Origin of the sequence: Nostoc punctiforme PCC 73102 (assembly GCF_000020025.1) — a bacterium.
Taxonomy (GTDB): Bacteria; Cyanobacteriota; Cyanobacteriia; order Cyanobacteriales; family Nostocaceae; genus Nostoc; species Nostoc punctiforme.
The window spans coordinates 1,734,302-1,750,725 of the sequence record NC_010628.1 but is presented as its reverse complement, the minus strand read 5'-3'; the positions used below and the strand labels follow the sequence as shown (position 1 = coordinate 1,750,725).

General features: G+C 44.1%; 10 protein-coding genes. 5 read left to right on the top strand and 5 right to left on the bottom strand.

The features are described 5' to 3' along the window. Window positions 1-172: 172 nt before the first annotated feature. Window positions 173-955 (top strand): ABC transporter ATP-binding protein, encoded by a 783-nt coding sequence (locus tag NPUN_RS07270; protein ID WP_012408156.1) that lies wholly within the window; start codon window positions 173-175, stop codon window positions 953-955. Window positions 956-1,062: 107 nt separating this feature from the next. After that, window positions 1,063-2,502, top strand: coding sequence for an MlaD family protein (locus NPUN_RS07265; RefSeq protein WP_012408155.1), 1,440 nt, complete (start codon window positions 1,063-1,065; stop codon window positions 2,500-2,502). Between the two features lie 138 nt (window positions 2,503-2,640). Here the strand turns inward: NPUN_RS07265 and NPUN_RS07260 are convergent, their stop codons facing one another. The 4 genes from NPUN_RS07260 to NPUN_RS40430 all read right to left on the bottom strand — a co-directional run bounded on the left by NPUN_RS07260 (window position 2,641) and on the right by NPUN_RS40430 (window position 11,428). Beyond that, on the bottom strand, window positions 2,641-3,228 hold the full coding sequence (locus NPUN_RS07260; RefSeq protein WP_012408154.1) for a TetR/AcrR family transcriptional regulator: 588 nt from the start codon (window positions 3,226-3,228) through the stop codon (window positions 2,641-2,643). A 12-nt stretch (window positions 3,229-3,240) separates the two neighbouring features. Beyond that, a complete protein-coding gene (locus tag NPUN_RS07255; protein ID WP_012408153.1) occupies window positions 3,241-4,239 on the bottom strand; it encodes an aldo/keto reductase in 999 nt (332 codons plus the stop codon). 446 nt (window positions 4,240-4,685) lie between these two features. Continuing rightward, on the bottom strand, window positions 4,686-11,156 hold the full coding sequence (locus tag NPUN_RS40435) for an ExeM/NucH family extracellular endonuclease (RefSeq protein WP_012408152.1): 6,471 nt from the start codon (window positions 11,154-11,156) through the stop codon (window positions 4,686-4,688). Window positions 11,157-11,209: 53 nt separating this feature from the next. Then, window positions 11,210-11,428 carry a hypothetical protein gene (locus NPUN_RS40430; RefSeq protein WP_148220263.1) on the bottom strand — a complete coding sequence of 73 codons (219 nt, stop codon included), beginning with the start codon at window positions 11,426-11,428 and terminating at the stop codon, window positions 11,210-11,212. Between the two features lie 558 nt (window positions 11,429-11,986). Here NPUN_RS40430 and NPUN_RS07245 point away from each other — a divergent pair. From NPUN_RS07245 to NPUN_RS07235, 3 genes are all read left to right on the top strand, one after another. Continuing rightward, window positions 11,987-13,297 carry a Tudor-knot domain-containing protein gene (locus NPUN_RS07245; RefSeq protein ID WP_012408151.1) on the top strand — a complete coding sequence of 437 codons (1,311 nt, stop codon included), beginning with the start codon at window positions 11,987-11,989 and terminating at the stop codon, window positions 13,295-13,297. Between the two features lie 252 nt (window positions 13,298-13,549). After that, on the top strand, window positions 13,550-14,668 hold the full coding sequence (locus NPUN_RS07240; protein WP_012408150.1) for a phosphotransferase enzyme family protein: 1,119 nt from the start codon (window positions 13,550-13,552) through the stop codon (window positions 14,666-14,668). Further along, entirely contained in the window at window positions 14,665-15,204 is a 540-nt protein-coding gene (locus NPUN_RS07235) for a DOMON-like domain-containing protein (RefSeq protein WP_012408149.1), read from the top strand. Before NPUN_RS07240 ends, NPUN_RS07235 begins: the two co-directional genes overlap by 4 nt. Window positions 15,205-15,237: 33 nt before the next feature. Here NPUN_RS07235 and NPUN_RS07230 read toward each other — a convergent pair whose 3' ends face one another. After that, the gene (locus NPUN_RS07230) at window positions 15,238-16,056 is read right to left on the bottom strand and encodes a carbonic anhydrase (RefSeq protein ID WP_012408148.1); all 819 of its coding nucleotides are present in this window, start codon (window positions 16,054-16,056) and stop codon (window positions 15,238-15,240) included. Between the last annotated feature and the right edge of the window lie 368 nt (window positions 16,057-16,424).

Here is a 16,424-nt window from a genome sequence, read left to right as displayed (position 1 = left end):
TGCTAAAAAAATAAAGTTTGCTAATTAAAATGCTAATCATATACTTATAATGTAATATACAAATGCCTTATCAATAACTATGACATCACTGCGTAGCTTGCTTCCTGGTAAGGGTACAAATAGGGGAACCTGCCAAGGCATTGGCTCACCAATGACTAATGACTAATAACTAATGACTGAACCATTGATTGAACTAAAAGGTGTTTCTAAGTCCTTTGGTAGCCATAAAGTTCTAGATAATGTAGACTTAACCATCTACCGGGGAGAAGCACTAGGGATTATTGGGCCATCAGGGACTGGTAAATCAACAATTCTACGGGTGATGGCGGGGTTACTTGCTCCTGATGAAGGAGAAATTTATGTTCAAGGAGTACGGCGGGACGGTTTGATTGAGGATGCTGGACAGCCAGTTGGCATTGGCATGGTGTTTCAACAGGCGGCGCTATTTGATTCGCTGACGGTGGAGGAGAATGTGGGATTTTTACTTTATCAAAATTCAAAGTTGCCGCGATCGCGCATTCGAGATTTGGTAAAAGAAAAATTGGAGATGGTCGGTTTGCCATCAATAAGCGACCTTTACCCAGCCGAACTTTCCGGGGGAATGCGAAAACGGGTAAGTTTTGCCCGTGCAATCATGTCTAACCCCGATAATCCCTCAGAAGGACCAGAAGTTCTGTTATACGATGAACCAACAGCCGGACTCGATCCTATTGCCTCAACTGTAATCGAAGATTTAATCCGCTATTTGCAATGTTTGAATGGAGTTTGTAGTACATACGCTGTTGTTACTCACCAAGACAGCACTATTCGCCGTACAGCTGATAGACTTATATTTCTCTATGAAGGGAGAGTGCAGTGGCAGGGTACAGTTAGTGAGATATACAACACAGAAAATCCCTTGATCAAACAATTTATGAGTGGAAGCGTGCAAGGGCCGATTCAAGTCGTCGGTTAAAAAGTGAAAAGTGAGGAGTAAAAAATGAGGAATGAGAGTTAAATTCAATTCATAACTCCTAACTCATCACTCCAAACTCATAACTAATTATTGGGTAGAGGAAAAATATGCGAGGTCTTATGACAAGCCGCTTCGCGTCTGGGCGAACATTTAGAGAAGGCTCTGTGGGGTTGTTGCTCCTGCTAGGACTAGGAGTATTCGGGTTACTCTTATTGTGGTTAAATAGATTTACTGCTGCTGGCCGTTCATACAAAATGATTGTGGAATTTGCTAACGCTGGCGGAATGCAAAAGGGAGCAATAGTTCGCTATCGAGGTGTTAAAGTAGGAACTATTTCTCAGGTTCTACCAAAAGCGAATGCGATTGATATAGAAATTGAAATTGCCCAAACTGACTTAATTATCCCCCGTGATGTCGTGGTGGAAGCTAATCAAAGTGGATTAATTAGCGAAAGTGTTATCGACATTACACCAAAAACAACTTTACCTGCTGGGGTTGTAATTGCTAGACCCCTAGATAAAAGTTGCGATTCCAGTCTGATTGTCTGTAATGGCTCTCGCTTAAAAGGTCAGATTGGCATCAGTGTTGATGAATTAATTCGCAGTTCAACCGATCTAGCTTCATCATACAATGACCCCAAATTTTATAGAAATGTCAATAGGGTTCTAGAAACTACCACAGGTGCAGCATCCAGTTTTACTGAACTAAGTCAGGATTTACAAGGTTTGACTAAAAGCTTGCGACAACAATTAAATACATTTTCAGCCACTGCTAATTCAGTGCAACGAGCGACAAACCAACTTAATGCATCTGCAAATCAAACAGTAAATAAATTCGGTGCAACTGCAACTCAAGCAAATCGTTTGCTCAACAACCTGGATAACCTGTTGACAACAAATCGTTCTTCGCTGGTTGGCGCTTTAAATAATATCACCGAAACCAGCAACCAACTACGTGTTACAGTCAGTAGCCTATCACCATCTGTCAATCGATTGACTCAAGGAGAATTACTCAATAATTTAGAAGCTCTTTCAGCAAATGCAGCGCAAGCCTCAGCTAATTTACGCGATGCTTCTAAAACCTTAAACGATCCCAAGAATGTGGTGCTGCTGCAACAAACTTTAGATTCAGCAAGAGTAACCTTTGAAAATACTCAAAAAATTACATCTGATTTGGATGAATTGACAGGCGATCCTAATTTCCGAAAAAATTTGCGGCAATTGGTGAATGGTTTAAGTGGTTTAGTCTCTTCTACACAAGAGATGCAGCAACAAGTACAAGTTGCTACTACTCTAGATTCGGTAAAAGCTGCTGTGAACAAACCAAATAATCTAATTCCTACCCCAGTACCAACCCAACAAGCAATGTCTAATGATAAGTCGCTACCCATCTATGAAGTTAATCCTTCACCTGCTAATTTTGAAAGTAGTGACATCAACCTTCAACCAACCCCTAGTCCGTCTATCCCTAACTCATCCCAAGAAGTCTTGTTAAAACAGCTGCGGGAGTATGGTAAGCAACGAGAGCAACTGGAGACGGAAAAATAGGCAATAGACATCTCCAGAAATTAATGATGCTTGACTTGAAACTCTTGTAGAGATGTTGCATTGCAATGTCTCTACATTCTTTTTCACCAGATGTCTAATTTAGATGTCTTTCATCTGATTCTTACTGAGTACTCAGAACTACTGAACCACCACAAGACCAGCAAGTAACAAGCGCCATACTTGGGCAAAGTCCCTATCGATATCTGGATCGCTCCATTCAGATGCGTGTGCTGGATGGTGAAACCGGACTGTCGCTTGAAAGACTGCCTTGGCTGCTGCTTGCGGATCGGTTACTCTAAACTCGTTACTGGAAATACCGCTCTCGACGATCGCAGCAACTTGGTTTACCAGTTCAACAATGTGAGCTTGAACTACCCCTCGTGCCTCTTGAGCGATCGCAGAATAGGTTGCAAACAACTCTGGCTCATCCAAGACTTTTTGACGTTTCATAATCATGAGTTGCTCAAACCATCTATGCAACTGTTCAACGGCGGAACCCTGTTCTTCGGCGATCGCTGCTAGTGGTATAGAAACCCGATGTAGCCACCGTTCTGCGACTGCATCACGCAGGGCAGCTTTGCTGGGAAAATGCCGATAAATTGTGCCGTGGCTCACCTCTAAAAAGCGAGCCACATCGACCACTGTTGCCTTTGCCAGACCGTAACGACACAAAACTTCTTCTGCTGCGTCGAGAATCCGCTCTGGTGTCAAAGGTGAATCATTCATGCTATAACTTTTTTACCTCTTTTCACTATCCAGCATTGCCATTTGTCCTGGATCGTAGCGATCGCCAGCTACGGCATTTAGTGGCACTGCTGCCTCAATCCGGGCAAGATCGTCCTTGCTTAAGTGTAGCTCCAACGCACCCAGCGCTTCATTCAAGCGATCGCAACGCCGTGCGCCAATTAGCGGCACAATGTCGTTCCCTCGCGACAGCACCCAAGCAATTGCCACTTGAGCCACCGTCGCACTCCGTTCTTGGGCAATCAGGCGAAGGGCTTCGACTAGCAACAAATTGCGATCTAGATTCTCTCCAGAGAAGCGTGGTAGATGTCCTCGAAAGTCTTGCGCTTGCTCAGAGCGTTCTTTCGACCAGTGACCGCTCAACAATCCCCGTGAGAGAACTCCATAAGCGGTGACAGCAATGTCCAATTCACGCACAGTTGGGAGGATGTCATCTTCAATACTACGGCTCAGGAGTGAATATTCGATCTGAAGCCAAGAGATCGGATGAATGCCATGAGCCCGCCGAATTACATTTGCACCCACTTCAGATAAACCAATTTGGCGAACATATCCAGCTTTCACCATTTCGCTAATCGCCCCAATAGTCTCTTCAATGGGCACTTTCGGGTCGAGTCGGGCTGGCTGGTAGAGGTCAATGTAATCGGTTCCTAGTCGTTTCAATGTATAGGCAAGTGAAGTCTTCACGGCTTCAGGACGACCATCGAAGCCAATAAAGTTGCCATCAGGAGACCGCAGCGCCCCGAATTTAACCGCAATGAAGACATCTTCCCGCCGCCGTCCTGCTAGGGCTTCGTGTAGTAGCAGTTCATTGTGCCCCATACCATAAAAGTCGCCTGTATCCAGTAAGTTAATGCCTGCATCAAGGGCTGCATGAATCGTTGCAATACTTTCCTTGCGATCGGCTGGGCCATAATAATCAGACATACCCATACAGCCAAGCCCAAGCGCCGATATTGTTGAACCGTTTTTTCCAAGTTGACGTGACAACATAGCAACTTCTCCACTGTGGTGATAAAGCTATGATAATCAAAAAATGACAAAAATCAATATCTGTCATTCAATATTTGTTAAAAGCTATTGCACATTTAACTTGCATTGGGTGGCTTTACGCCGTGTTGTAGTAGCGATCGCTAAGGGATCTGCGGGTTAATAGTATCCCAACCAGACAGGTTTCGACACTTCGACTGCGCTCAGTGCATCGCTGCGCTCAACCCTCAGCCATCGAGAGTTGAGCGCAGTCGAAACTCGGTTTACTGGTACTTTATTTTCACGCAAGTCCCTAATTGGTTTTTTTTGGTTACATCAGGGAACTCTATTAATACAAAAAACCTGTCCCTCTCTGACTTGGAGAAGGACAGGTTTAAACTTTAGTATTGCGCTATCGGGTGCGTTATGTGCTTTGCCTAACGCACCTTTTTATCTTAGAAAAAGTAGACTTAAACAAACACGAAACGAGTATCTGTTGACAAATTGCGGTTTAATCCGCTTTCCACAACCGCAATTAATTCTAATTGCGTCCCATTATTGGCGAAAATACCCACAGATGAACTACTAAATCCAGATACTGATGCTGACCCCAAGAAGTAATTGTCAGCAGATCCTTTAAGCTGAATCCGATCGCTTGCTTTGAAGCTAACAATATCGGCGTAGTCACCATTGCCAGATTTGGCATAGAAAACTGAACTAGCATCACCCAAAATGTAAGTATCTGCACTTTGAGCGCCGTTGAGTTGGTCAATTTCGTTTGTACCACCTCCCCAACCAATCAGGTGGTCATTGCCACCACCTCCAACAAGGATGTCATTGCCAAGTCCACCTAGAAGGGTGTCATTATCTGCTCCACCATTGAGGTTGTCATTGCCTGCTCCACCATTGAGGCTATCATTGCCTCCTCCACCAAGAAGTGTGTCATTGTCAAGTTCACCTAAAAGAATGTCATCGGCTGCTCCACCTTCAAGAATGTCATTACCTGCCCCACCTAAAAGTGTGTCAATACCATCGTTCCCCAAGAGAGAGTCATTACCGCCCTTGGCATCAATGTAATCATTGCCTGCTCCACCACTGAGTGTCTCATTGGCATCAGTGCCGATAACGCGATCGTTGCCACCTAGAGCATTGAGTACGCTCACACCAACAAGTTGGTCGATAAAGATAATGTCGTTGCTAGATGTCGCCTTGTTATTGGCAACAGTCAGGTCAAAGGTATCGCTAACACTACCACCTTTGCCATCAGCAGCGGTAACAGTGACGGCAAAAATGCCAGCTTGGGAGATATTGCCGAATATCAGACCTGTGTTAGCGATATCAGATCCAGTGGGTAAGCCCGTAGCAGTGTAGGTAAGGGTGTCGCCTCGATCGATGTCGGTAAATTTGTCACCGACGTTGAAAGAAAAAAGCTTGCTTGTCGAGATGATTCTGTCTTCAAGGGGTTGCACTACCGTCGGAGCATCGTTGACACCAGTGACGCTGACGTTAACGATCGCAGTAGATTGTAAACCTTTACTGTCAGCGATCGCATAGCTAAAACTATCAGTTGCAGTCTGCCCTTGGGCTAGAGAGTTAAAACTTGAGGCTGCGTAAGTCAGGTTTTGTGTGGTTGGGTTAAAGGTGACTGTACCTTTTGTGCCTGTCGTGTTAACAGCAATGATGTTTTTAGTGTCTCCGGCATCAGGGTCAGTATCGTTACTTAGTAAGATACTACGGAGATTAAGTGTAGTTGCGTCTTCGGCAACGTTGATTGTATCAACTACGGCTGTAGGTGCTTCGTTGACATCGTTAATTTGGATGGTCAACACCTTGTCAAAGGAAAGTCCACCATTATCGGTGCTGCGTACCCGAATGCTGTAGGAGGATTTGGTTTCAAAGTTCGGAGAAGCTTTGATTTTTAAAGTGTTGTCTGCGATCGCAAAGGCGGTATTATCAGTATCACCAGTCCCAGCAACTAAGCTGTAAGTGAAAGTGTTACCTGTGTCTGGGTCAATAGTACTAAATGTACCAATTACAGTATTAGCGGCCACATTTTCATTCGTGCTGCTAGGACTTAAAGTCAAATTGGTGGGAGCATTGTTGGTGCTAACAAGATTTAGCCCTACCAGTACAGGGTCGTGGTCAGAGGCACGGAATTGGTCAGCATTATATAAACTGCTGATTTGACCTGCTGATTTGAAGTTAGTGTTATAATCCAGCACACTCGGTTCATCAGCATTGATGTGCCATTTTTCTGCACCACTTACCTGTGCAGCTAAACTGCTAGTGGCTAGGGCATGATCGAGGGAACCCACCTGTCCGTCAAAGACATAAGAGTAAGAAGTGTCAGGCAGTAGGTTATTGTACCCTGCACCTGCGAGGGTTGTCAGAGGATCTTCCTTCGCATAAGAGTTGAGATCGCCGACAACTAGGTAGTCAGTATCATTAGTTCCGGTAGGTTTTGTCGCCAGCCATGCTGCCAAATCTTGAGCTTGACGAGTCCGTGTTCCATTAGAGAAACCTTGACCGTCCCCAGCATCAGCATCACCAACACCCCCTGAACTTGAACCCTTGGATTTGAAGTGATTGACAACTACTGTAAATTGTTCGCCATTTGAATTTTGTCCGAAGGTCTGCGCGAGGGGTTGTCGTCCTACCAAGTTAAAAGCTGCACTGGTGGTTAGGGTAGCTGCTGCACCTACTGGGGTAACTTTGCCAGATTTGTAGATTAACCCAACTGTGATTTCATCAGTTGCCAAACTGGTTCCAGGATTGATAAAGCTGTAAGTCCCAGCACCAGCAACTGCATTCAATCCGTTGACTAAATCTTGAATGGCGCTAGTAGAACCATAACCGTCATTCTCTAGCTCCTCCAGTCCGACAACATCTACTCCTGATGTGACAATGGCTTGGATAATTTTGTTGCGCTGACGGTTTAGCTCGATAAGGTTCTCAGCCCCGCGTGATGTGGGGAAGCCGCCACCTGTGCCATTACCGTTAAAGAAGTTGAGAACGTTGAAACTGGCAACCTTTAGGGTACCACCGACATTTGGAGGGGTTACGGGACGGGGATTAGTGGGGGTAAAGTTAACTCCAGTTGTGGTTTGGATGCGATAGCCTTCAAAGCGATCGTCTAAAATACCAGTAATGCTGGCAACGGTATCACCACCTCGCAGGGTGTTAGACGCACTCAGAGGATTGCCGTCACGACCAAAGAGGATGGGGTCAGGGTTTTGAGTACCGCTACCGTCATCCAAGTAAATTCTCCGCTTGGCAATGTCAGCTAAATAAGCAGAGTTTCCACTGACGCTAGGAGCATTAAATTGAGTGTACTGGTCAAGTCTGGCATCTGTACCGGATTGGTTGCTGGAGCCTGTGGCTGAAAGGAGAACTTCTCCAAAACGACCTAATTGGAAATACTCAGTAACAGTGAGGTTGCCACTCCCAGCACTGAGATTAACTAACATCCCTTCGTAGCGTTCTAAGTCGCTAACGTTGGTGACGGGTAACTGGACGTTTGTAACTGTGGGTAAGGTGCTTGCGCCTAGATTGTTAACAGTTCCAGAAGTGATATCCAGTTCAGTCAGACTGCTGGTGTTTCCACCACTAGTAGTAGTGAATTCTTTAGCGGTTCCAGTGATACGGACTTTATCACCGACGTTGCCAGTAAATTTCCCTGATGGGTCGAAAACAAAGATTGCTTCTGAGGTTGCAGCATTGTTATCAGCATCGGCATCTTCTTCTTGAACGTAGAAACCGTTAAGTTTAGTAGAACCGAGGAATGCACGGGTAACAATACCTTCAATGGTTTGGGTTCCGGTCAAAGCTGCTGTTGAGCCACTGCCTTGAATGTCGTGAATCAGAGTAGGAGCGACATCGTTATCAGCGATCGCCACTGTTGCAGTCGCAGTACCTAAAGTATAGTTAGCGCTGCTACTCAGATTCAGAGTGACGGTTTCAGTACCTTCAACCAGGCTATCATCTACAGGGGTAATGGTGATATCTACAAAGGATTGTCCGGCAGCGATCAGTGCTGTGCCTGTTAGGGTTGGTGTATAATCTGCGCTTGTGGCTTGTCCAGCACCTGCGGCAATGGTGTAATTTACCGTTAAGGCATTGGTAGTACTCCCTGTGCGAGAGATGCGGAATGTGCCAGGGTCTTGTAATGCTTCGGCTGCGTTGGCATCAGTGGCTGCGATCGCGATCGTGGGTAGAGACGAAACAATAGTCCCTGGAGAGCCGATTTCCACGACGCTTAAATTATTTAAGGTATTTACAACTGAGAACGCGCCGTTGACTCCTACAGCGCTCAGTGTTGCGATCGTGGCATTGTTTGACAAAGCTGCATTGTCGAAAGTGGCAAATGGGGATGCAGTTGGAGATGCTCCGAAGATGACATTAGCCTGTAAAGCACCAGTGGCATTATAGATATTCACGGCATCACCACTCGTACTCAAGCCCACGCCTGAACCAGAGTAGTTGCCGATTTTCAAGCCGGCTGGTGGGTTTGCGCCGAACCAGTTGGATAGGAAAGTAGGATTGACGGTAGCTCCTTCAATGAAGATTACCGATTCACCTGCGCCAATACTGGTGATACCGCTCAAGGCAACGGATGTAGCAAAGCTATTTGAATTGTCGTCAATTTTCCAGCCCGTGATATCCACAGCGCTCGTACCAGTGTTGGTAAGCTCAAACCAGTCAGCAGCGACGGGCGAATTGCCACTGCTCCAAGGAGCTACTTCAGTGATGAAGATACCGCTGGTGGTGGGATTCTCATTTACATCGGTGACTGAGAAGGTAAATGCTGTAGTTGCGTCTGGGTTACTGCCAACGGTGGTGTCATTGACATTGACGCTGACGTTATAGCTGGTTTTCGTTTCAAAATCTAGGGTAGTTCCCGCTTTCAGGAATAAACCATTGCCTGTAATCTCAAAAGAGTTGGCATCTGCACCAGTCAAACTAAGGGTATTTGTTCCCAGAGCGTCATCACTGACAATAATGTTACCGACTTTAAAGGGAGTTGCAATACTGGTGCTTTCTGACAAGCTGGTGACGGTATTTGCAAGGCTGACAGCTACAGGGGCTTGATTGGTATATGTAAATGAGGACGGTGCATAGACCCAAAGTTGAGGGTGATCGATATCACCTCCGCCATTCTCGTTAGCGATATAAATCAATCCATTCTTGTCTACCGTGATTCCTTCATTCCCCTGATCCACAACGGATAAAGGATTACCTGCATCGGAGACGATGGTTAATGAGCTAGAGATATTCCCAGTGCGATCGATGTTGACGATCTTGCCCGATTCTTGGCTCAAAATTAGCAGGTGGCTGGAGTTGGGTTGCCCATTCAAGGCTGATAGATTCGACAATGCGAAAACATCCGCGAAGTCCGCAAGCCCAGCCAATGCTGGATCGAAAAGGTTGGTAGAGTTAACTGTGGTGGGCGAACCGTTGCTTGCAGTTCCCGCCGCAAAATCGATGTTTGTTTGAAAAATTCCTTCGGGTGTAATCTCCTTAACTGCGATGAAGCCACCAGTCTGTGGGTCATAGGAGATACCTTCAATCCCAATATTTCCGACCGTCGTACCGAGTTTTACGGTTTGTACGTTGCTTCTAGTAAGGGTGGTTCCCGGGGCATAGGTAAACAAATTAGCCTGTCTATCTCGCTCCTCAATCAAGACAAACTTGCCGTCACCAACATAGGTAAGCCCTTCTGTATCGTAAAATTCTGTTCCTTGGGGACTACTGCCAGAAGCTAGCGTCATTGAGTCGATTAATTGTCCCGTCTTCGATACTTGCACGATCGCTCTCCCGCCATCACCGACAACGAACAGCGTGTCGGTATCCTTGTTATAGGTCACTGCTGAGGCTTCTTGAGCCAACAAGCTGTTGAGTGGGGGATTGGTTCGCGTAGGTTCGGGCAGATCGTAACGTCCGATGCGGACATAGGTGGAGAGATCGATGGAAGTTACAGCCGTATCGTTGTCAGCGATCGCTACTGTTGCACTAGCAGTAGCACCAAAAGTATAGTTGGTGCTGCTATTGAGAGTCAGAGTAACGGTTTCAGTTCCTTCAACTGTCTGATCATCTACAGGTGTAATGGTGATATCAGCAAAGGATTCTCCGGCAGCGATGATTGCTGTGCCTGTTAGGGTTGGTGTGTAATCTGCGCTTGTGGCTTGTCCAGCACCCGTAGCAATGGTGTAATTTACCGTCAAGGCATCGGTGGTACTGCCTGTGCGAGAGATGCGGAAGGTGCCAGGATCAGTGCCAGTTTCGGCGGCGTTGGCATCTTGGGCTGCGATCGTGACAGTGGGGGTTGATGCGGCGATCGTAAAATTTGTGGTATTTGGAGCAGTTGTGGTATAATTACCATCAATTTGATCGACCGTCCAGTTGTTAACATTAAAGACCGAAGATTTATAGTTTGCAAAGCTAGATTGTCCAGTTCTAGAGCCACTATATTCACCATAGTCAGCACTAGTTCTTAATACTATTGCGTTAACTCCAACCGTTAATCCTGCATTTGTAATTGGATCACCAGGTGTTACAACATCTCCCGATGATACCGCAGTTAAAATAGTAGTTGGAGCAGCTGCACTAGAGCCAACAAAAGCATAGATAACGTCACCACTTGCAGAGAGACCGTAGTTACTGCTACCTGAGACTGTAGCACGAGAGAGAGTTCCAACTGATGCGGAAAGCGTAGCAACATCAACTGCACTAAAACGAATTACTGTACCAGCATTGATCGTACTAGATCCTGATGTCCATTGAAAATAAGACTCACCAGTGTTAAAAGCTGTCGTGCTAATAGCTTCATTATCAGTGAAATAAATCGTCGTATTCGGGTCTATATCTACAAATGTAACAATAGACCAGCCATCTTCATCAGCATTGAAGGATATAAAAGCAATATCCCCTTGTGTTAAAGCCATAGGAATTATTTAACCTCTTTAGTTTGTTTCAAATTCTCAAAAAATCAACCAAATTATCCGAAGCGATGTATTAAGTGCGATCGCCTTGGTGATGATCCAAAGTTAGTCGCACTTCCTAACAGTCCAAAAGCGATCGCCATCTCCACCAGAGCAATTAGACTCATTAGTGGGGCGATCGCTCCCATAACTACAAAAGGATAGATGCAAAAACTTACTTCAGTATTTGGGTGAACATGAGACAAGATGGCATGAAAGACCGAAGTAACTAGCAAAAAATAGCTACATACTTTATTAGTATTAATTCGTACTTATCAACTTCAACTTATCCCGGTAAGTTTAAGGAACAGCTAGCAAAAGGTTAAAAAAACAAATTTTTGGCATGGAATTGCGCTCAGATGATTGAAAAGTCAGCAGATGAGAAGCAATCCAATACTTATCGGATAAGTACTTTCTATCTCTGGTGTGGTCTGGGAATCCGTTGTGGGGAAAAGGGAAAGGAATGACTTTAAACCCTTCCACTTGAACAGAGAAGTTTTACGAGGTAGCGATCGCAATACTTTTCAGATAAACCCAATAATCTCTCTTTTGGTCTGGGGAAAGGTAAATTCAAACCTTTTCCCTTTCCCCTTTCCCCCTTAACCGAAAAATATTGGTAGCGATCGCCACTTGTTATTTTTTGGTCAAGTCGGGGAACTCTATTAATACGGTTCAGTAATTCGCGCAGCGTTGACTAGAGAAAGGCTTCCCGTAAGGTAAGCAACTGGTATTAATTGTTGTGGGTTTAGTTGAACTGTGTTGTAAGCATAACTTTGAGTTTTGAGGATCGGCTGATGGATAAATCAATTATTCAGTTGGTTGACGAATTACCAACTGACAATATCACTGTCAAAGTTTTAAAGGCTCTTGATTACGTAGCACCAGGTGAGTGGAGCAATTTGACGGGATTTGAAAATAGTATTCGCAGCATTACTGGAGAAACCGATGTTAAGGTAATTCAGAGAATCCGCGATCGCGCTGTCGTATTATACGAAGATCCTCAAAAAGGCTACCAGTTTGCAATCAAGCTTTATCAAACAATTGATAAGGCAGACACAGCTATGGCAGCAGCAGCTTTAGCGAATAAAGTTAGTGAGAAAATCGGCTTTCTGTCTTTTTTAGGCAACATTACTCCCAAAGCTGATGTAACTCAATCTATTGACTTGGCGCTAAAAATCGCTGTCGAAATCATCGCTTTTTGCAAACTAAATGGCATTCCTCAACCTAACCCCCAAGAGTTTGCTAATTCTCTTGCTAACAACTATCAAAATGCCTCCTTAATGCGGATGGTAGCTTTAGTTTGTATAGACGGGATTCTGCCATTAGGTCCCGACTTTCTCAGCAAAATTCACGGAGTAATTAGTGGCACTGATGCTGGTGCAATAACTCAAAATCCGGTTTTCTTAGCCATCAATAACTTTCTACCAGGTAGTAACCCCTCTGATAAAGTTGGTTTTATCGGTCAGAGTTTTAACTCCGTACAAGGTTGGATGAATAACTTAGTATCTAAGACAGGTATAACCCCACAATCAATTTCTAGTAATTTGGGTAGTTTTATTCAGATTGCTGATGATAATTTAGATTTTGTCGCGGTATTCCTAGATCAAACTACCAATTACTACGAGCATACGGGAACTCAAACCGTCGCTCGCGGCTTGATTTTGGAAGCTTATGCTTTAGTAAAAGAGGAAATTAAACAAGAGCAACAAAAGCCTATTCAAGATGTTTCGTCAGCTTCTGCTGTCAAGTCAGATAAGAATCAGTATGAAGTCAGCAAAACAGTAGAAGTCTGGGATGGTGAGGAGGAAGATTGGTATCAGGGAACAATTGAGAAAATCCAAGATGAACAATTCTTTATTCATTACCTTGGTTACGGTTCATCTTATGACGAGTGGGTAGGTGAAGATGACATTCGGACTCGCGATCTTCGCTCTGCGGATGACAATGGATATGCAGTTGGTCAAAAAGTAAAATGTTGGGATGAAGACCAAGAAGCTTGGTATTCCGCAACGATTCAGCAAATCCAAAATCAGCAATACTTTGTTCACTATGTTGGTTATGATTCATCTTATGATGAGTGGGTTGATAGCGACGAAATTTCTTAACTACTGAATTAGTAGCACAGGGCCGACAAGAGCAATATCTACGATGGGTTATGACGCTCTCTAAGAGACGCTGCGCGTAGCCTGCCTCCCCACAGGGGATGAATACTCGCTATCGGTGTCGCACCCTGTGCTAGCATTAGTACCTTTAAAAATTACGAATTACGAATTACGAATTACGAATTATTTTGACGCGCTACTATATCCCCTATTGCCTTCGTGCAATGTATGTGAGGAGTAGTGCAGGTTAAACAGATGACAGAAAAATTTAATAGGCAACGTGCAGAGAATTTGATTGCGATCGCTAACCAATTCGCCCAACTGGGAAAGGTTACAGCCGTTAAAGCCTTTGGAAGTGGTAATATCAATGACACTTTCTTAGTGACTCTAGATTCCTCAAAAGAACAACATTTTGTCCTGCAACGCATCAACACGCAGGTGTTTCGGCAGCCAAAACTGATTATGCAGAATATGCGTACCTTCACTGAGCATGTTCATAAACGGTTACAGCACACCCCCCTCAATCGTCGCTGGGAAGTACCGCGCGTACTATTAACTAAGGATGCTCAAGACCACTGTCAGGATTCAGACGGCTCCTTTTGGCGGGCGATTAGCTTTATTGAAGGTTCCCAGTCTTTTGATACTATGCGCGATCGCTCACAAGCGAAAGAAATTGGTTATGCCTTGGGGATGTTCCACAATTTAATCAGTGATTTGCCACCAGAAAAACTTGCTGACACCCTTCAAGGATTTCATATTACACCGCTTTACCTCCAGCATTACGAGGAAGTGTTGGCGAAAACTAGTGCTAGTCAATCTTCGGAAGTTAATTATTGCTTACAGTTTGTTAGCGATCGCCAAGCCTTTGCACATATCCTAGAAAATGCCAAAGCTGAGGGCAAACTACCTCTGCGTCTGATGCACGGCGATCCAAAAATTAATAACGTTATGTTCGACACTGTTACCCAGCAAGCCGTCAGCGTCATCGACCTCGACACCGTTAAACCCGGTCTAGTACATTATGATATTGGCGATTGTTTGCGATCGGGCTGCAATCAGGCTGGAGAGGAAACCGAAAATTGGGAAAGTGTTCATTTCGATCCTGGCCTGTGTCAGGGAATCTTGCAAGGCTATCTCTCTGTGGCAAAGGCGTTTCTTACCGAGAATGACTATGCATATATATATGATGCCATCCGTCTCATTGCCTTTGAATTAGGATTGAGATTTTTTGCCGATTATTTAGCCGGGAATGTCTACTTTAAAGTTAAGCACCCAGAACATAACTTGGCAAGAGCGATCGTGCAGTTTAAGCTTACCGAAAGTATTGAATCTCAAGAAACGCAGATTCGTAACATTATCAAAGACATGAAATGAACAACCAGACATTTTCCCTACAACCCTTCCCTTCTACTGAATCCATGCCTAATTTGAAAATTGCAGGCAATATCAGCCGAAATGGTAATCAATTTGCCATCCATTATCTGCTTGAAGGCGATTTAAAAGAAATTGCGATCGCTCTGCCATCAAACACACCGTCACGCAAGCATGAATTGTGGAAAGAAACCTGCTTCGAGTTCTTCCTTGGCATCAAAAATTCTCAACAGTATTGGGAATTCAATCTTTCTCCGAGCGGACACTGGAATGTCTATCGCCTTGATGGGTATCGTCAAGGAATGCAAAAGGAAACAGCTTTTGAAAATCTCCCAATTAATGTTCAAAATCAAGCTGATAGTTTAGCACTAGCCTTAAATGTTGATTTAGATAAAATCATTTCTGTGGAGCAAGCAATTGAAGTTGCCATTACTACCGTTATTAAAGATAGAGATGGTAAAGTGACTTACTGGGCGTTAACTCATCGAGGCACAGAGGCTGACTTTCATCTGCGAGACAGTTTTATCATTAAGTTGTAAATACTGCTATTCAAAAATTTATACAATACATTTTTACTTTGTTGCCGAGCCTCGATAAATTCGCTCCATTTGCTCTGGAGAAAGCACTGTCATTGGAAACCATTCATGTGTAGGAATAGGGAGTTCGCCGGACGATTGAAATGGTCGTTGTTGAGTTTTAGTAAAATGTATTTCCACATTGCTATTTAAAGGTGGGCTAAGTAATGTCTCATCTATCTCCGATGAGAGAAGCTGATTTTGGGGCAAGACATAGGCGTGTTTTTGTGGATCGTATGCCAAAATTTCTCCTGTCTCGATTTGATAAATCCAAGCATAAATACTGAGTTGCCCTTGGTGGAGCTTAGAGCGGATCACCGGATAAGTCCGCAAATTTTCTATTTGGGTGAGTACATTCTCAGCAATAATTATTTCTAAGAGTTCTTCCCCTTCGTAGTGGCTATAATTGTCTTTCACCAGCCGTCGGGTTGCCTCTGCATACTTGAGCCAGTCATGTACAAGCGGCATTTCTACCCGCAAACTGTCTAACTTCATTAACCCTTTCATAGCACCACAATGAGAGTGGCCACAGACAATAATTTGCTGAATATCTAATGCTTGAATAGCATATTCAATTGTTGCTCCTTCACCGCCATTAGTCGCACCAAATGGTGGAATAATGTTGCCTGCATTGCGGATAACGAACAATTCGCCTAACCCGGCTTGTGTAATCAGGTTTGGATCGATACGCGAATCAGAACAGGTAATAAATAATACTCTGGGCTTTTGACCATGAGAAAGTTGTTCAAACAGTTCTTCATTCGCGGAAAAATAACTACTTTTGAATTCGCGCAAACCTTTAATTAATTTTTTCATACGATTACATAAATTAACAAGTAATACTTGAAAGTTTTCATGAAAATTGAGTTCTCAAATTAAGGACAATTATTATATCTATAAATAGATTCACTTAATTGATAGGCTTTTGCCATTGCACTATCGGCTTAGTAAAAGGGTGAAATTCATTCTCGTATTGTTTAAGCAGTCTTGCAAAACTACTCTCTTTAGGGGCATTTTTAATCTAAAATCAATCTATAATTAGTCATAGATTTGGTATATCCTTCCACTCATCTAATTTCCCATCCCCTGTCTACACAAGCGATCGACCACTGCGGAAATTTCACTCTTCTATTTATTGATGGCTATCAGCAGAGTCGGATCGTCCAGTACTCAAGCAACAACTC